This is a genomic window from Bacillus australimaris, assembly GCF_001307105.1.
Classification (GTDB): Bacteria; Bacillota; Bacilli; order Bacillales; family Bacillaceae; genus Bacillus; species Bacillus australimaris.
Genome location: NZ_LGYN01000029.1, coordinates 55441 through 72650 on the forward strand (window position 1 = coordinate 55441; position 17210 = coordinate 72650).

Below are 17210 nucleotides of genomic sequence, written 5' to 3' on the forward strand. Positions count from 1 at the left end.
TCAGAGCTTTTTTGGATTTACCCGATTTGATTCTTTTTCAATGAAGCAGGTTCGTCGTCCCAGCATTCAATTTTCTCATTGTTTGGAACGGCATTTTTATAGAAAACAGGATCTTTGCCTTCTTTTTTCTGTCTCATGTAATCCTTCAGTGCTGCAAAGGCAACCTTAGACAGCATGGTAATGGCAATGAGGTTGACGATTACCATGAGTCCCATGAAGAGATCGGCTAGACCCCAAACGAGAGGAACAGTCGCAACCGCACCGAATAGAACCATTCCAATAACGGCAATTCGATAGATGTTAAGCCAAATTTTATTCGCTCCAAGGAATTCAATGTTCGTTTCACCATAGTAATAGTTACCGATCAATGTACTAAACGCGAATAGGAAAATCATGACGGCAAGGAACCCAGAGGCCCATGGTCCAATGTGCTGACTGAGAGAAGCCTGCGTTAATTCAATTCCTTGCAGATTTGTTGTTTTATATGCATCAGAGAATAGCACAAGAAAGGCAGTGCTCGTACAAATAATTAACGTATCTGTTAACACGCCGAATGCTTGGATTAACCCTTGTTTCACAGGGTGGCTTGTCACAGCTGTTGCTGCTGCGTTAGGTGCACTACCCATACCAGCTTCATTCGAGAAAAGACCGCGTTTAATCCCTTGTAATAATGCGCCGCCTAGTGTACCGCCAGCGAACTGTTCAAACCCGAAGGCGTGTTTCACAATCGTACTGAGGACACCAGGAAGTTCAGTGATATTTGTGACAATGACAAAGAACGCAATTCCGATGTAAGCTACCGCAAGCACAACGACAATGTATTCAGAAGCCTTTGCAATTGCTTGGATTCCTTTGAAGATAATCGCTGCAAAAATGACAGCCATCACAATACCGACTGTTAAACGATCTAAACCAAAAGAGCTTTTAAAAGCGACGGTGATCGTATTTGATTGAACCGCATTAAAGACGATTCCAAAAGAAATCGTAATCAGGATCGCAAATAAAATCCCCATCCAGCGCTTATTTAACCCTTTTTCCATGTAATAAGCAGGGCCTCCGCGGAAGCCTGTTTTATCTTTTACTTTATACACTTGAGCGAGTGTACTTTCAACAAAACTTGAAGCAGACCCGATAATCGCTACGATCCACATCCAAAAGATGGCACCAGGACCGCCAATGGCAATGGCGATGGCAATCCCTGTGATATTCCCTGTTCCTACACGTGCCGCCATACTGATGGCAAATGCTTGGAACGGAGATATCCCCTCTTTTTCTTTTCTTCCTTCTTTCAGAACACGCAGCATTTCTTTAATCATTCTCACTTGCAGGAAGCGTGTTCTATATGTGAAGTAGAGTCCAACTCCAAGTAACAGAGCAATCACAATATAAGTCCAAATAAAATCATTCGTATGTGTTAAATAAGATAGCAAAGCTTTTTCGTTCATAACATCACCTCTTCGAATTCATCACTGTTCTTTTTAAAAAATACTGAGATCCCACTCTTTGGCGAGCTTTTTCAGCATCATGACACCGGTAATACTATTTCCGCAATCGTCAATGGCGGGACCGTAAATGCCAATTCCACAGCCTGTCTGAAACGGGAACTCTCTTCTTGCGCTTGGCGGAACGCAAGCCATAATTCCTCCAGACACACCACTTTTGGCTGGAACACCTACGAAAGCAGCAAAATTACCAGACGCATTATACATGCCGCATGTCAGCATCAATGCTTTTGTTAGTCTGGCGATATCCTTTGGGATGACTTGGACTTGCTTAAAAGGATGGTAGCCATCACTTGATATAATCAGTCCAATCAAGGCGATGTCCTCTGTTGTGACCTCGATGGAACATTGCTTTAAATACACTTCTAACGTGTCCTCGACATCTGATTCTAAGTAATTGGTTTCTTTTAAGTAATAAGCAAGTGCCCGATTCCGATGCGCAGTTGCCCATTCCGATTGATAAACCTCTTCATTAACAGAAGGACGCTTACCTATTAAGTTTTCGATTAAATCGAAAATATATGCTAGCTTTTCTGTAGAAGTCTTTCCGGGAAGGATGGAGGATACGGTAATAGCTCCAGCATTAATCATTGGATTAAAGGGCTTCCCTGGTTTATGCATCTCAAGGCGGTAGATGGAATTAAATGCATCACCAGTTGGCTCTACATCTACCCGGTCCAAGACGTAAGGTACGCCTCTTCCTAAACAGGCAGCTATAAAGCTGATCACTTTTGAGATACTTTGCAGGGTAAAGGGAACGTCCCAATCACCATATCGTACAGATGATCCATCTGGGCCAATGACGCTGATACCAAGTTGAGAGGAATTCACTTTTCCGAGTGCTGGAATATAGCCAGCATTCTGCCCGTTTTTGTAATACGGACGTATTTCTTCTGCCCATTGATCAACAGAAGACTGGCATGCGTGTTGTGTATTATTGGAAATTTCTGTTTTCATACGATTCCTCCAATCAAAAATCAAAAGTACCCTATTGAATTGGCGGATGACAAAAAATGCGATCAAATAGGCACGAAAACATGTTACACATCTTCAAGGAACTTGTCATGCGCTGCTTGCACCACTCCTTTACACCTAAATTTATGGTCAAATGAAGGCATTGTCGGCGGAAAAACAAAAAGGGTTTTTAGCGAATATTCAGAAAACGCTTACATATAGTTTCACTAAAATTGTTCATTTAATTTATCTTGGAAACTACACAATCTGACGTAAATCTACAGAAAAACTTACAAATAAAAATCAGTCTGTCGAACATTGTCTAAACAATTCCTATTATTGTAGTCAATGTCTAAAATGCTGAATAGCTGAAAGGTCACCGTGCTGGCTCGGAGAATAGTCATGAAAAAGGATTTTGGGGGTAAAAGGAGTCGTGAAAATTATTTTTTTGCACATTGTCGAGAAAAGAGTCTCCTTGTATACTGTGGCTATGCAAACAGGGGAAGGGATGTCAGTCATTTGAGTTTAAATCAGCTTGTTAAAAAAGACGCATTCATTTTAATTTTTATGATGGTCATTGTGCCGCTCGCAGGAGAACTGAAGTTTTATCCTGTGAATGAGACGTTTCGTATCAGCTTTGGCGCACCTGCGTTTTTCTTTTGTTTATTACTTTTAAGAACATCTAGACCGCTATTGCCGGGGTTTTTAACAGGCGCAGCCATTGTGCTTTTTCGAGTTGGTTTAGATCTGATTCAGCAGAATGCTGATTTGATGACATCATTGTATCAGCAATTCCCAAGTTTCTTTTTCTATTTTACTTATGCTTTCCTGTTTTTTGCCGTCCGTACGGGACGCTTTAAACAGCGCTCAATTTTCATTGGGATCATCGGTCTTATGATCGAATTAGTGGCTGATTTTGTCGAGCTGTTTGTACAATTTTTAGTGTTTGATACAACGATGACTCTGTCAAAGTTGAGTGATATGTTCCTCATTGCGTTTGCTCACAGCTTTGTGGTGATCAGTTTTTTTAATATGATGAAGCTGTATGAGGCACAATCCAGAGAGAAGCAGATTATGAAACAAAATGAGCATATGATGATGGTCATTTCAAATTTATATGAAGAAACGGTTCACTTAAAGAAAACGTTAAAACATACAGAGCATATTACACAAGAATCCTACCGGCTTTATCGACTGCTGCATGAACACGAAGCAGGTAAGAAGGTAAGCCAGGAGTTGTTAAAGCTTGCAGGAGAAATCCATGAAGTGAAAAAGGATAATCAACGTATTTATGCTGGGCTGTCAAAGCTGATTTCAAAGGAAAATATGCAGGACTATATGAAGGCGGAAGAGCTCGTTCAAATTGTGATTCGCATTCAAGAGAAGTATGCTCTATCTCTTGGAAAAAACATCACGTTTACATCTGATATAAGAGGCATTCATTTGCATGATTATCATGTGTTCATTTTCTTATCGCTGATTAATAATTTAATGGCAAATGCGGTTGAAGCAATACAAGATACTGGAATGATCTCACTCGTATTGAAAGGAAGTCATGATAAAATAGACATTCGGATTGAAGATGATGGGCCGGGGATTCCTGAAAAAATGAGAGAAATTGTATTTGATCCAGGCTATACTTCCAAATTTGACGCATATGGAACACCATCTACTGGGATTGGCTTATCTTATGTGAGAGAGCTGGTTCAAGAGCTTGGCGGTCAAATTAAAATCGAACAAAAAGAAACGAAAGGAACAGCTTTTCTGCTTATCCTTCCTATACAAAATTTAATACAGAGAGGGTGAGTGTATGCGATTTTTCATTGCAGATGATGATCGTGCAATACGCTCGATTTTAGGCCAAATTATTGAGGATGAGGATTTAGGAGAGGTCGTGGATGAAGCGGGTGACGGAGTTGGATTAGAGGCTCATTCATTGAACCTAAAGAAAGTAGACATCCTTTTAATTGATCTTTTAATGCCTGCTAGAGATGGCATTCAAACCATTCGCCATATTCACCCTGAATTCAAAGGCAAGGTCATTATGATTTCCCAGGTAGAGGCGAAAGAGATGATGGCAGAAGCCTATGAACTAGGGATTGAATATTATATTCATAAGCCCGTCAATCGAATTGAGATCGTCAGTGTGATTCGAAAAGTTATGGAGCGTATCAAGCTGGAGAAATCAATTTACGATATTCAGGCTTCCCTTCGTCATGTGCTGCCATTAGAGCCTGTGACGTCTCAAGATGCCGGCGCTGGGGCGAAGAGGAGATCAATGAAAGAGGCTGGGGAATTCCTCTTATCCGAACTAGGAATTGTCGGTGAGAGCGGCTCAAAGGACTTACTGGAGATACTGATCTATTTACATGAAACACAGTCAGCCAATTCTCACGAGATCAATTTCCCGCCGCTAAAGCAGCTGTTTATCAAAACAGCAGAAAGAAAGCTTGGCCATGGTGCAGCCGATGTAGAAGTGATGCGGGAAGTGAAAGCGGCAGAGCAGCGGATTAGACGAGCTATTCATCATTCCTTGAATCATTTTGCATCACTAGGATTAACAGATTTCTCAAATCCTAAGTTTGAGCACTATGCATCGAAGTTTTTTGATTTTACCGATGTCAGCCAAAGAATGAAAGAAATGCAGAAGACATCTTCATCTGCAGGATCGACAGGCAGAGTCAATACGAAGAAATTCGTTCAAATCTTTTATTTTGAAGCAAAGCAGTTATTCGATGGAATGAGCTGAGGAAAATCTGTTGGAATGATTGGAGAAAATAAACAGAGAAAGACTGTCTTTCCTATGATTTGTCGTGCTCTTCAGATGCCTTTGTCATTTGACTGATCATTCTGATTTTTCTTTTTTCTTGAAAATAAAACCCTCCTGTGCAATCGTTTGTTAAAATAGTGAGGTTAGACTAGAATGTCGGAGGTTTTATTTTGGGAAAAATTAAACGAAATGCGCTCTGCCCATGCGGAAGCGGAAAAAAATATAAACATTGCTGTGGTCAAAAGTCAGGCGGAGAACAAACGTCTGAGCTTGTGTTTAAGGAAGCTGTACAAGTTCAAAAGGATTTAATGAATTATGCTTTCTCTAAGCATCAGAGAGCGATTAATCAATTCATTAATGAGTTTTCTTTCCTTGCGGATATGGATAAAGAAACGCAACAAATCTCAGTCTTTCATTTGAGTGTATGGGGCATCTTCTTCCGTCCATTAACGGATCAGAAAGAAACCATTTTCCAAGAATTCCTGACAAAAAAAGCAGAAGATATTACCCGTCCGAAAACAAGACAAGTGGTCCAATCTTGGACAGGCATGGAACCATCTTTGCTTTTATTAAATGAAAAAACGGACGAGTCTCTTTACTTTGAGAATATGGTAACAGCTGAAAAGGTCGAAGTGGATGTAAAGCCAGATCAAACGGTACTGCCAGAGAAGGGAAGTCTCGTACTTGGTTTTCCGGTTCAATTTGAAGAAAAAGCAGAGTTTTTCATTCAATATACGATGTTTGCGAAAGAGTTTACAGATACTCTTCTTCTTCAGGTGCGCCAGCTAGTGGACGCATTTGAAGCAAATGGAGGGGCGCGCAGCACATTTATGAGAGAATCATTCCCTGATGTGTTGAAGTGTATGTTTGCGAAGCAAGAAGTAGAAGAATCAGAAACAACGGCACAAACAGAAGGCGATACAGGTCTATCAGCAGATCAGATGGACTGGGCAAGTGACGTTCAGTTGGAAACAGCTAAGCTGATTGAAGATGGAATGAAGGAACACGGTGACCAAAGCCTGACAGATGGTGCATTAACTGTTTGGAAAGCCTACTGTGATCAGAAATCACCGGTAATCCGTAAAGCAGCGTCATTTGCTGCAGGAATCGAATATTATATTCATTCACTTGCAAGTGATGCCCCGCTTTCTCAAGCGCAAGTAGCGAAAAAGTATGGCATTAGTGCTTCTACTGTATCGAGCCGTTTTAAAGATATTGAACAAGCGGTGAAAGAAGAGCAAGAAGCGACTGTATAACATAAAAAAGACGCGGCACCTTTAGAGGCCAGCGTCTTTTTTGTTTTCATTATCTCGTTTTAATAAAACCGCCCATGTACTGCTCTGTATTATAATCGTTGAGGTCTATTTTCCATTGACCATCCCCATTACGTTTCATTTTCACTTCATATTCAGCTGGGCTGGAGACTGGAGGAAGCTTTTCGAATTCAGATGCGTACATGTTTAAGCTTTTTTTATACAATTCTTCTTTAGAGCGGATTTTCCCGTTGTAAAACTCGTCTCTTTGCTTATCTAGCTTGTCTTTTAAGTTAGAGGCATCAATGCCTGTAACTTGAGCGACAACCTTCGCCTCGTCATCAGAGATGGTTTTCACACTTGTTTCTACTTTGGCTTTATCCTTCATGGTGTTTTGCATGCGTTTGTACATCGACAGAATATCACGGTCACTCACTTCATTTCCGTATATTCCTGCACTTCTTTTGAAGTCTTTTACAAACATTTCGTGGTATTTATTGACGACATCCGATTGGTTGTCACCCGTTAAATCTGCGAATTGCTCGTTCTTTTTGTCAAAAACAATCACATCGGTATAAGCGGATAACGCTTTTGCTGGGTTATCCAGCTTTTTCGCTGAATCGAGTATTTTGTTTCCATCTAAGCTGATTTCGATAGAATCGCTGTTTTTCTTGATACTGTCCTGATACACGAACTGATATTTTTTCCCTTTGTCTACTAGGAAATAAAGAGCACCTGATAGTGACTTGCCTTTGTTCAATGAACCGAGGTTAAGGCGGTCTTTACTGCCGTAGAATTTTAAATCTGATACTTTGGCATCGTCCTGATAAAGGGCGAAGTCAGAGTTATATAATGAAAGGGCTTTGTCACCTTTGTTTGTGATCGTCAGGTTGACTTTAAGCACCAATTCATTATCTCGCAGAGTAGTTGTTGAGTCTTCAGGTAACGTATATTCGTAGCTATTGACTTTTACTTCTACTGTTTTTGTAGACTTTTGATCAGCGCCCGTTGATTTGGCTGAGCTCTGGCAGGCTGCAGAGATGATTCATCACGAATGAAATCATGAGGAGTGCACTTATTTTTTTGAGATTCACAGTTGATGCTCCTTTGCTTTTCTTTCGTCATTTCCTTCCCGCTATCTGACTATGAAAAAAGAAACAGATAGAATGGTATATTCGGATGTTAAAGGGGAAAATCTCCTAATGACGATTTGCACTATTCATTCTATCGAAATTCATTCATGATGAGGAATAGGTTTTAGTCCCTATCTTCGATCGTTTTTTACACATTTACCTTTAAAAAAAGGAATTTAATAAGAAAAATTTACTAGTTAATAAGGATTAATTCATCAATTTATCATAGCTTTTAAATGTTTTTTGTGTAAAAATCTTGAAATGAAGGTAGTTTTTATTTCACGAGGCGATGGCGGATGGCGAAGACGACAGCCTGTGTGCGATCTTGTGCGTTGAGCTTTTGTAAAATACGGTGCACATGCGTTTTGACCGTACTTTTGCTAATAAATAATTGATCAGCAATGTCTTCATTCTTTAAGCCGTAGGCCATTTGCTGTAAGACATCGCGCTCACGTTCTGTGAATGATTCATGAAGCAGATGAGTGTGGTGTGTTTCATTTGCCTGCTGAAGAGCTTTTTCCATCATGTGCTCAGAAGCTGCTGTGCGGAATACAGATTCACCAGCAAAGGCGGTACGGATGGCTTCAATTAATTCCTCAGGCAATGTATCCTTTAGCAAATAACCGACTGCCCCTGCACGAATCCCGTCAAAGACGTATTCTTCCGTATCAAAGGTCGTGAGAATCACAACCTTTACGTCTGGGTGCATGCTTAAAATGCGCTCTGTTGCCGTGATGCCATCCATGCCAGGCATTTGCACATCCATCAGCAGTACGTCTGGTTTGTTGATCAAGCAAAGCTCCACTGCCTCCTGACCATCTGATGCCTCCCATATAACGTCAATATCCTCTTGAGCGCTTGCAATATAACGAAATCCTTGGCGGATAAGGGGCTGATCATCGATAATGCCAATCTTAATAGGGGTTGTCATGTTTTGGAGTCCTCCTTGATAGGAATTTGAACATGGATACAAAAGCCGTGCGGCTCGCGTATGGAGGTCTTGAGGAAACCGCCTGCTGCGTCACACCTTGCCTTCATGCCTGAAAGTCCAAAGCCATATGAAATGTCTTTCTCACTGCTCACATATCCATTGTCTTCAATGTTCATGATCAGCTCCTGCTGATGGTTAGATAGTGTAATGGTCATCGCGGTCGCCTTTGCATGGCGAATTGTATTGGTGATGGCTTCTTGTAAAATGCGATATAGCAGTTCAGATACTGCGAGCGGCCATTTTTTATACGTGAGCTGCTCTGTATGAAAGTGAATGTCAAGCCCTCCCGATGTCTCTCCTTGTTTGATGAGACTGCGAAGTCCGGCAAGTCCGAGACCTGCATCATCTGACGCCATATGATGAACCACTGAACGTACCTCGGTGAGACAGTTTTTAGAAATATTGATCAGCTCTTGAAACGTTTGCGTCATCTGCTCTGGCTTTTCTTGCTTTAAACGGTAGGGCAAAGATTGCAGCTGAACAATCATTGAGGTTAATTGATGTCCGATGCTGTCATGCAGATCACGCGCAATTCTGCTTCGCTCCTCTAACACTGCAAATTGGAGTGATTGAACGGTCGCTTGTTCAAGTTCTAAATGCGCCTCTTTCAATCGTTCATGGGCTTCTGATAATTCATGGTGAACCTTTTGAAGTTCCTCGAAGTGAACTTCCTTTAATTCCTGTTCACGCCGCCGCATTCTAGAGATCAAGACAAGTGTATACACAAGCAGCTGGAATAACGGAAGAGTGATCACCATATTCAAAGGAAAATCATTTACATAATAGCTGACCCCGCTGGTGATAAAGATGATTGCAAAAAGATAGGGGTGATGCGCCTCTGAAAAACGAAAAGCGATAAAGCCGATCATAAAAAAGGTAAGCCCAATACTGTCTTGAATCTGACTTGTCACCATCCATAATAGATGTGTCAGCATCCACATCGAGAAGAGCATGAAAAATTGTTTTTTAGGTGACAGTTTATTTTTTCTAAAAAGACAAAGGAGAAACACCAAATAGACGAAGGTGCGAAACACCAATCCGCCTATTGAAAGGGGTTCATACATTTGAATATACATATAGGTCAACACAAGGCCTAATACGAATTTACGCCTCATTTGACCCAACAGTTTGAGTGTCTGCTGAAGGTTCATGTGAAAAACTCCTGTCTGTCAGTTAAATAGCAGCAGATGCCTTGAGATCCATATATCTTTTTAAAAGAATAAAACGAAATCCGATCATACTGCCGATTGGTAGGAATGTCAGACCATTTGCGAAAATGATCAGGGAATGACCACCATCCTTCACAATTGAACCTATGGCCATCCGAAGAAGGATGATACCGATGAAAAAAAGTGTTCCATAGAGTGAACTGGCGGCTGTAATACGTCCCGAATGTTGATCAAATGTTACTTTGTATAGTTTACCTCGCCACAGCCCGATTGCAAAACCAATGATTGCAAAGACAGTTATCGCAAGAAAGCTCAGAGCTGTCATTTGAATATGCTGAGTGATGGAATAAGAAAGAACGCCTAATAAAATGAGCGGCCCTATGAGAAGCCTGATGGGGCGAATTTCTTTTTCCTTGCCTGTTCTCAGCAGTAGTATCATCATAATGATCACAATTTGAATGGTCATAAAAAAATCTCCCTTTCGTTTTAGTCTATCTTCATCATACGCATCTTCTATTTTCGCGGCGTCCACCTGCAGGTTGATTTTCAAAGAGCGGAATACTTGAATGTTGGAAATGATTCGTGGGAAAATAAGGATGATTAAGCAGATAAGGGAGATGAGCTTTTGAAAAAGGTAACGCTTGGACGAACTGATTTACAGGTGAATCCGATAGGGCTTGGTACAAATGCGGTAGGTGGGCATAATTTATTCCCGAATCTAAGTGAGGATGCTGGGCGGGAGCTTGTAGTGACAGCTCTTGATCACGGTGTCAATTTCTTAGATTCTGCTTTTATTTATGGGCTGGGCCGTTCAGAGGAATTGATCGGTGAGATCATTGCCAAAAGAGGCGGCAGAGAAAAGCTTGTCCTTGCGACAAAAGGGGCTCATAAAGAAGTGAACGGGCAAATTGAACTGGATAACAGTCGTGATTTCTTAAGAGAGCAGGTCGAAAATAGCCTGAAGCGATTGCAAACAGATTATATTGATTTGTACTATATGCACTTCCCGGATGGGCGCACACCGCTGGAAGAAGTAGCAGGCACATTAAAGGAATTGAAGGACGAAGGGAAAATCAAGGCCATTGGTGCATCAAACCTTGACTTTGAACAGCTTCAAGCCTTTAACCGAGATGGTTACTTAGATGTGCTTCAGTCGGAGTATTCTCTACTGAAACGTCAGGCAGAGCAGGATCTTCTTCCATACTGCGTTGAGCATGGTATCTCCTTTATTCCTTACTTCCCATTGGCATCAGGCTTGTTGACTGGGAAATTTACAAAGGATGCGACATTTGATGATATTCGAGCAAAGGACCCGCTTTTCCAAGGAGATGCATTCCTTTCAAATCTCGAAAAAGTAGACAAGCTGAAGGCCATTGCTCAATCAAAAAATGCAGAAACGGCACACGTCGCACTGGCATGGCTCTTAGCGCAGGACGGCATCGATGCTATTATTCCAGGTGCAAAACGAGCAGACCAAGTCTTGCAAAACCTCAAAACAAACGATGTTCAATTAACAGAAGAGGAAATCAATCAAATCGACAAGATCTTCTCTTAATAGAAAAAAAGGTGCATAGCTGCACCTTTTTTTATGACATTGTGAGAGGGATCTTAATGACGATTCGCAAATTTGGAGAACGATAAGTGAAATCAAGTGTTCCGTCTGCTTTTTCAACAAGCTGATGAATGATATACGTCCCCATGCCTTGATGATCGCCGCCCTTTGTTGAGCGGCCAAAGGTTTTGAACAAATGATCTAGCACGTGTTTTTCCATTCCCTTTGTGCTGTTTTCACAGTGGATTAAAAATAGCCCGCTTCGAATAGAGGTCGTAACCGAGATGCTGCCCTCTTTTCCGGCTTGCTTCGCTTCAATCGCTGCATCTAACGCATTATCAAGCAGGTTGCCAGTAAAACTAACCTGATCTGCTTTTGAATAGGGAAGCGATGAAAACGGTGCTTGAAGATCTAGTGAAAGGGCGATGCCCTCCTTTTCAGCCCGCTGGAAAAAGGAGTGGAGGGTGGAGGCCAAATAAGCATTTTCTCCTTTCATCCATGGGAAATGCTTGACGTATTGCTGAATCAAATCCTTGATCTCATGCTCGTCATTAGACGCGGAAAAGGCATTTAAATGTCTGGCTGTTTCATGATGTTTACTGCGCAGCTCAAGAAGTAATTCGTTGGTTCTTGATTCTGCGTTTATGAGTTCTTGAAGCCGTCCATTTAACTGTCTCTCTGTCTGTATCATCTTCAAGGAGAGGATATCTGCTGTCATCATGATGATGAAAGCCAAAGCATAGCTTAGCCCATTCTCTTGAGTGAGAAAAAGAGAAAGGCCTGCGCAGGTGATGAGTATACAAGCACCTAATATCACATAACCATTCGTATGAGGCAAACACCTTTTGTATATGAAGAATGTATAAACACTCATCACACAACAGGTAAGAAGCCACAACACCATGGATGATAGCGGCAGAAAAGCTTCAGTAACTGCATGAAACGCAAGACCTAGCCATATGAGGGCATAAATGCGAAATCCAAGATATAAAGCGTTCACGTTCGTTCTCCTTAAAAATAGTATTTCTTAAAGAATTCTAATTGCTGCTTAGTCATCATGGCTTTTTTATCCGTCCCTTCAAAAGACACGATAAACGAATTTTTAGCATACGCCGAGAAATTCTTAATGTAATGAATATTGATGATAAACGATCGATGAGAGCGGATAAAATCTTTTTCAGCCAAATCGCCCTTTAACTCGTTTAATGTTTGATATGTCTGGATTTCTCCTGTTGTTGTGACGATAGTGGTTGACCGGCCCGTTCGCTCAACAAAAATGACATCCTTCTTTTGCAGCACATGAATATCTGACTGCTGCTTAATGAGAAGCCGGCCATGAATGCTTTTCTCCTGCTTGGTGGACATATAGCGCTCTAAGGATTTGGCAATTCGATCGGCTTGGTAGGGCTTCATAATATAATCATGTACATTCAAATCAAACGCATGGACCGCATATCCGCTGTTTCCTGTTACAAAGACAACATCGACATTTAGTGCGTGAGAGTGAATGAGGTCTGCTAATTCATAGCCGGACATTCCAGGCATTTCAATGTCTGCGAACAATAAATCAATATCTCCTTGTTTGACCTTTTCGTATGCATCCTCTGCTGACTGCGTGACAAAAACAATGTCCACAGCCTCCATTCTGCCTACAATGGCGTGCAGCTTTTCTAAATCTACTCGGTAATCATCGACGAGACCTACTTTTATCATAAAAATCACCTATGACTCTTCTTATTATTTGTCTATTTTACCATTTGTTTTTTTGAAATAGATCATTTCAAGACAGAAAAAGGACGTTTCGCGACATTTTTATATCAGGCGAGCGTTATTTTTTCTATCATAGACTTAGAAAGTAAAGTTGAAAGGGGCGGACCAAATGATTACTCTCAGCGATTGCAGCTGCTGGTTTAAAGATAAGAAAAAAGTCGTGAAAGCGATGAAGCACATGACGTTCTCCGTGAAGGAAGGGGAAGTGGTTGGCATCCTAGGAGAAAATGGTGCAGGAAAAACCACATTATTGCGCGCTGTTGCCACATTATTAGAGCCTACACACGGAACGGTCACTGTCGCCGGCTTTGATACAGTGAAAGAAGCAACAGAAGTGAAAAAACGAATTGGTGTCTTGTTTGGCGGTGAGACGGGGCTTTACGACCGCTTAACGGCAAGAGAAAACCTTGAATATTTTGGCAAATTATATGGGTTAGATCAGCATGAAATCAAAGCAAGAATAGAGGATTTGGCAAAGCGCTTTGGGATGAGACAGTATTTGGATCGAAAGGTGAAAGGATTCTCAAGAGGGATGAAACAAAAGGTGGCGATTGCCAGAACCTTAATCCATGATCCTGATATTATCTTATTTGATGAGCCGACAACCGGCCTTGATATCACGTCGAGTAATATTTTCAGAGATTTTATTCATCAGCTCAAGCAGCAAAATAAAACGATCCTCTTTTCAAGCCACATCATGGAAGAAGTCAGTCAGCTCTGTGACAGTGTCATGATGATTCATCAAGGAGAGCTTGTTTACAAAGGGACACTTCCAGAATTATATGCGCAGGAACAAAGTGAAGACTTGAACTATATCTTTATGTCGAAGCTCGCTAGGGGGATTTCATAATGTGGAAAACCATCTTTTTGAAAGAAATGACAGATGCGCTAAGGGATCGAAAAACATTGCTGTTAACAGTACTGGTTCCTCTTTTAACCATGCTTGGACTGGTGTTCTTTTATGAAAGCATGATTGCAGATCCAGGGGATACATCCTATACGGTCGCGGTCAATGAACAGCTTCCTGCCGACATGAATCAAATGGTCAAAGAGGTCAAAAACATCAATCTTGAAACATTTGATGATCCGAAGCAAGCCGTCAAAGATGGGGAGGCGAATGCTTACCTGGAAATGCCGAAAGAGGCAGGAGACATGCTTCAGCATCACAAATCATTTGCGATTAAAATTCATGGCTATACGACAGACGATGATTCAGTGATAACGGTCCAAATGCTGCAATCATTGCTGGAGCAGTATCAAAACCAAGTGGTCGAGAAGCGTTTAGCAGCTGATCAAATCGACACATCCGTTATTCATCCGTTTGAGGTGCAGTCTGTTGATGTAGAAGAAGGTGATGAAGGGGAAAACGGGGTGACCTCTATGCTGTTGTCTATTCTTCTTCCGATGATTTTGGTAACCTCGGTCATCTCAGGAGCATTGCCAGCAGCGCTTGATATTGTAGCAGGTGAAAAGGACCGAAAATCCATTGAAGCCCTATTTCTGACACCTGCCAGCAGACTCCAGATCCTCATCGGAAAATGGCTTGCTGTCTCCATGTTCGGTATTTTAAGTGGGATTGTAGCGATTGGTATGCTGCTTCTATCTACGCTGCTCTTTACAGAAAAACTGAAGCAGGCTCTAAACTTTGGTGATCAAATGTGGAGCATTATCGGCGTCATGTTTGCGGCGTTAATCATCTTCTCCTTCATGGTATCCATGATTGAATTGCTGCTCAGCGTCATTTCGGGCTCAGTCAAAGAGGCACAGTCGTACATGTCCATGATCATTACACTAGGTGTGCTTCCAATGTTCTTTACCATGAGAGCAGGTGCTACGCAGCTAGATACGTATTACTTTGCTGTCCCATTCCTTAATATTCATGCGCTTTGTAAGCAATTGATGTTTGGAATCATCGATCCGGTGGCTGTCACTCTGACACTCGGTTCCTCAGCGTTGGCAGTCGTTATCCTGTTTGTCATCGTGAGAAGCTTGTTTATGAAAGAAAAGTGGATGCTTGCGAAATAAAGAAAGGAAAAAACTTGTAGATATATTCTACAAGTTTTTTATATTCGGAGGATGTCTATGTTGCTTTAGTAGATAAGGAGCAAAGGTTTGAGAAATTAACAACTCCTTATGTAGAAGAATACATACAAGAGGAAAATGCGGTCGATCCAATTGAGATAATTAAAGAATATGAAGCTAAAAAGGGGAATTCCGTATAAAGAGATTCCCCTGCTTGTGAACTCGTTTGCTAGTAAATCAAAAGTCTATGGATTTGGCTTGTCATTGGGCTTTGTCCAGTACTTGATGTCTTCCAATGCTCTTTCAATGTCATCCATATCGTCAATTCCTAAAGTACTATCAAATTTCGAAGATAGTATCTTTCGTACTTTAGCGAGTCTTTGGGTGACATCCCACTCATCTATAAATCGTGTGGTTTCTGTTTCATATTCTCTTCTATATGCTTCCTCACCATACTGATGAAATTTTTCACCATAATAAGAACCCATGTAATGCAAAGACAAAAGAATCAAATTCATTTCTTTTAATACCTCTAACATTTCATCACCCGTGTAGGTGATGTTTTGATTAGACTTTAGCATTGACTCCCACCCTTAAAATAAGAAATGTTGATATACGCCACAATAAGCTTGTTCTCATCATATTAAAAAACCCCCGAAATCGGGGGTTTTTCTTTAGTTCTTGATGAATTTCTCAACTAATGAGCTTGTTTTGTAATCGTTCAAATCAAGTTTCCATTGGTCGATATCATTTTTCTTCATGTTGACTTCTACTGTTTCTTCAGAAGATGATGGTCCTAATTTTTTAAACTCTTCTGGGTAGATTGAGAGTAAATATTTCTGTGCATCATCATAAGACGCTGTACGGTTTTTGCTGTAGAATTCAGTCGCTTTCTCTTTTAAACGATCAACAAGCGGGCTTGCATCAATTGGTGTAAGGGTCACAGTCACGACCGCTTTATCACCGCTGATTGATTTTGTTTTTGTTGAAACTTTTGATTTTTCAGCTAATGTTTCTTTCACAGCTTTTAGCAGCTTATCAAGGTTTTCGTCTTTCGCTGAGCTAGAAGAAATACCTGATGAAGTGATGTAGCCTTGTTTGAATGATTTATCAAATTCGTTCACAACAGTTGATTTGTTATCACCTGTTAGTTTTTCGAAATCGTCGTTCTTCTTACCAAAAATCATGACATCAATATAAGAAGAAAGGGCTTTTGCAGATGCTTGAAGCGTATCTGCCTTTTTCATTAAGTCTTTTCCTTTAATATCGAACTCTAGTGTTTTGTCATCTTTTTTCGATCCACTGCCTGGCTCTGTGTAAACAAGCTGATAGTCTTTGTCTTTGTCAACAACATAGAAAAGACCGCCTTTTGATACTTTGTCTGCATTTAGAGAGCTAGAAGATAATACTTCGTTGTAGTCATCTGGAGAGATCGTAGATACCTGTGCATCATCTTGGTAAAGCGTAAAGTTACTCTTATCAACATTGAGAGGCTCTTTGCTGATATTTTTTACAGATACGTTCACTTTTAATACATACTGATCATCCTGTACAGATGTATCGTATTGAGGTGGTAATGTGTACTCAGCACTTTCTACCTTTACCTCTGCTGCATCAAGAGATTTTTTGGTATCGTTTTCTTTCGCAGCCGTTTTGTCTTTACCACCACTACAAGCAGCAGCGACAACAGTTACACACAAGATCAGAAGAAACAGGGATAATTTCTTTTTAAACATGGCTTGTTTTCCTCCTCGGGTTTATGGTGAATTTCATTGAAAAGCTGTAGTTCATATCATTCTTTTTGCACAAAAAGAAAAATACTGTATGTTTTTTACTGTAGAATGAAGCGAAAGTACTGTCAATACTTCAGTGCGTTTCAAAGATTGACTAGCTTCAAATAGTAAAAATGACACTAGGTTGAGAGGAGAAATGTGTATTTTATTGTTTGATATCTCCTGTAAAAACTCAACATTTTATATTTTAAGGTTTTGAGTCGGATTAATGAATAGGTTCAAATGACTGTTTTTGAAGATGATGGCGCTATTAGAAGGATTTTTATGACTTGTAAATGAGTCTATAGTAATGAATATTTTT

The 17210-nt window shown here is 40.7% G+C and carries 16 protein-coding genes; 6 read left to right on the top strand and 10 right to left on the bottom strand.

The window, feature by feature from the left end; all coding sequences use genetic code 11:
- Positions 1 to 17 precede the first annotated feature (17 nt).
- The gene (locus AKG37_RS16720) at positions 18 to 1445 is read right to left on the bottom strand and encodes an alanine/glycine:cation symporter family protein (protein WP_060699847.1); all 1428 of its coding nucleotides are present in this window, start codon (positions 1443 to 1445) and stop codon (positions 18 to 20) included.
- Positions 1446 to 1478: 33 nt separating this feature from the next.
- Positions 1479 to 2459 carry a glutaminase gene (locus AKG37_RS16725; RefSeq protein WP_060699848.1) on the bottom strand — a complete coding sequence of 327 codons (981 nt, stop codon included), beginning with the start codon at positions 2457 to 2459 and terminating at the stop codon, positions 1479 to 1481.
- A 516-nt stretch (positions 2460 to 2975) separates the two neighbouring features.
- On the opposite strand from AKG37_RS16725, the gene AKG37_RS16730 reads away from it, so the two are divergent.
- From AKG37_RS16730 to AKG37_RS16740, 3 genes are all read left to right on the top strand, one after another.
- Entirely contained in the window at positions 2976 to 4262 is a 1287-nt protein-coding gene (locus tag AKG37_RS16730) for an ATP-binding protein (RefSeq protein WP_060699925.1), read from the top strand.
- A 4-nt stretch (positions 4263 to 4266) separates the two neighbouring features.
- The gene (locus AKG37_RS16735) at positions 4267 to 5205 is read left to right on the top strand and encodes a response regulator (RefSeq protein ID WP_060699849.1); all 939 of its coding nucleotides are present in this window, start codon (positions 4267 to 4269) and stop codon (positions 5203 to 5205) included.
- 191 nt (positions 5206 to 5396) lie between these two features.
- Entirely contained in the window at positions 5397 to 6482 is a 1086-nt protein-coding gene (locus AKG37_RS16740) for an SEC-C metal-binding domain-containing protein (protein WP_060699850.1), read from the top strand.
- Positions 6483 to 6531: 49 nt separating this feature from the next.
- Here AKG37_RS16740 and AKG37_RS16745 read toward each other — a convergent pair whose 3' ends face one another.
- The 4 genes from AKG37_RS16745 to AKG37_RS16760 all read right to left on the bottom strand — a co-directional run bounded on the left by AKG37_RS16745 (position 6532) and on the right by AKG37_RS16760 (position 10238).
- Positions 6532 to 7524 carry a DUF4352 domain-containing protein gene (locus tag AKG37_RS16745; protein WP_338021073.1) on the bottom strand — a complete coding sequence of 331 codons (993 nt, stop codon included), beginning with the start codon at positions 7522 to 7524 and terminating at the stop codon, positions 6532 to 6534.
- A gap of 362 nt (positions 7525 to 7886) precedes the next feature.
- Complete coding sequence (locus AKG37_RS16750; RefSeq protein ID WP_060699851.1) at positions 7887 to 8543, bottom strand: response regulator; 657 nt, start codon at positions 8541 to 8543, stop codon at positions 7887 to 7889.
- Positions 8540 to 9754: a sensor histidine kinase gene (locus tag AKG37_RS16755; RefSeq protein WP_060699852.1), complete on the bottom strand. Its 1215-nt coding sequence runs from the start codon at positions 9752 to 9754 to the stop codon at positions 8540 to 8542. Before AKG37_RS16755 ends, AKG37_RS16750 begins: the two co-directional genes overlap by 4 nt.
- Positions 9755 to 9776: 22 nt before the next feature.
- The gene (locus AKG37_RS16760; protein WP_237697827.1) at positions 9777 to 10238 is read right to left on the bottom strand and encodes a DUF1453 domain-containing protein; all 462 of its coding nucleotides are present in this window, start codon (positions 10236 to 10238) and stop codon (positions 9777 to 9779) included.
- A 159-nt stretch (positions 10239 to 10397) separates the two neighbouring features.
- Here AKG37_RS16760 and AKG37_RS16765 point away from each other — a divergent pair, with 159 nt between their 5' ends.
- Complete coding sequence (locus AKG37_RS16765) at positions 10398 to 11327, top strand: aldo/keto reductase (protein ID WP_060699853.1); 930 nt, start codon at positions 10398 to 10400, stop codon at positions 11325 to 11327.
- 31 nt (positions 11328 to 11358) lie between these two features.
- Here AKG37_RS16765 and AKG37_RS16770 read toward each other — a convergent pair whose 3' ends face one another.
- Entirely contained in the window at positions 11359 to 12324 is a 966-nt protein-coding gene (locus AKG37_RS16770) for a sensor histidine kinase (RefSeq protein WP_060699854.1), read from the bottom strand.
- An 11-nt stretch (positions 12325 to 12335) separates the two neighbouring features.
- Positions 12336 to 13037 carry a LytR/AlgR family response regulator transcription factor gene (locus AKG37_RS16775; RefSeq protein WP_060699855.1) on the bottom strand — a complete coding sequence of 234 codons (702 nt, stop codon included), beginning with the start codon at positions 13035 to 13037 and terminating at the stop codon, positions 12336 to 12338.
- 166 nt (positions 13038 to 13203) lie between these two features.
- Here AKG37_RS16775 and AKG37_RS16780 point away from each other — a divergent pair, with 166 nt between their 5' ends.
- The gene (locus AKG37_RS16780) at positions 13204 to 13944 is read left to right on the top strand and encodes an ATP-binding cassette domain-containing protein (protein WP_060699856.1); all 741 of its coding nucleotides are present in this window, start codon (positions 13204 to 13206) and stop codon (positions 13942 to 13944) included.
- On the top strand, positions 13944 to 15119 hold the full coding sequence (locus AKG37_RS16785) for an ABC transporter permease (RefSeq protein WP_060699857.1): 1176 nt from the start codon (positions 13944 to 13946) through the stop codon (positions 15117 to 15119). Before AKG37_RS16780 ends, AKG37_RS16785 begins: the two co-directional genes overlap by 1 nt.
- 242 nt (positions 15120 to 15361) lie before the next feature.
- Here AKG37_RS16785 and AKG37_RS16790 read toward each other — a convergent pair whose 3' ends face one another.
- Complete coding sequence (locus AKG37_RS16790; RefSeq protein WP_060699858.1) at positions 15362 to 15697, bottom strand: hypothetical protein; 336 nt, start codon at positions 15695 to 15697, stop codon at positions 15362 to 15364.
- 93 nt (positions 15698 to 15790) lie between these two features.
- The gene (locus AKG37_RS16795; protein WP_060699859.1) at positions 15791 to 16852 is read right to left on the bottom strand and encodes a DUF4352 domain-containing protein; all 1062 of its coding nucleotides are present in this window, start codon (positions 16850 to 16852) and stop codon (positions 15791 to 15793) included.
- Positions 16853 to 17210: the final 358 nt, after the last annotated feature.

What these genes read in the sequence shown, in the direction of transcription:
- AKG37_RS16720 (WP_060699847.1), bottom strand. Translation starts at nt 1,445, where the DNA reads ATGAACGAAAAAGCTTTGCTATCTTATTTAACACATACGAATGATTTT.
- AKG37_RS16725 (WP_060699848.1), bottom strand. Translation starts at nt 2,459, where the DNA reads ATGAAAACAGAAATTTCCAATAATACACAACACGCATGCCAGTCTTCT.
- AKG37_RS16735 (WP_060699849.1), top strand. Translation starts at nt 4,267, where the DNA reads ATGCGATTTTTCATTGCAGATGATGATCGTGCAATACGCTCGATTTTA.
- AKG37_RS16750 (WP_060699851.1), bottom strand. Translation starts at nt 8,543, where the DNA reads ATGACAACCCCTATTAAGATTGGCATTATCGATGATCAGCCCCTTATC.
- AKG37_RS16755 (WP_060699852.1), bottom strand. Translation starts at nt 9,754, where the DNA reads ATGAACCTTCAGCAGACACTCAAACTGTTGGGTCAAATGAGGCGTAAA.
- AKG37_RS16760 (WP_237697827.1), bottom strand. Translation starts at nt 10,238, where the DNA reads ATGACCATTCAAATTGTGATCATTATGATGATACTACTGCTGAGAACA.
- AKG37_RS16775 (WP_060699855.1), bottom strand. Translation starts at nt 13,037, where the DNA reads ATGATAAAAGTAGGTCTCGTCGATGATTACCGAGTAGATTTAGAAAAG.
- AKG37_RS16780 (WP_060699856.1), top strand. Translation starts at nt 13,204, where the DNA reads ATGATTACTCTCAGCGATTGCAGCTGCTGGTTTAAAGATAAGAAAAAA.
- AKG37_RS16785 (WP_060699857.1), top strand. Translation starts at nt 13,944, where the DNA reads ATGTGGAAAACCATCTTTTTGAAAGAAATGACAGATGCGCTAAGGGAT.
- AKG37_RS16790 (WP_060699858.1), bottom strand. Translation starts at nt 15,697, where the DNA reads ATGCTAAAGTCTAATCAAAACATCACCTACACGGGTGATGAAATGTTA.
- AKG37_RS16795 (WP_060699859.1), bottom strand. Translation starts at nt 16,852, where the DNA reads ATGTTTAAAAAGAAATTATCCCTGTTTCTTCTGATCTTGTGTGTAACT.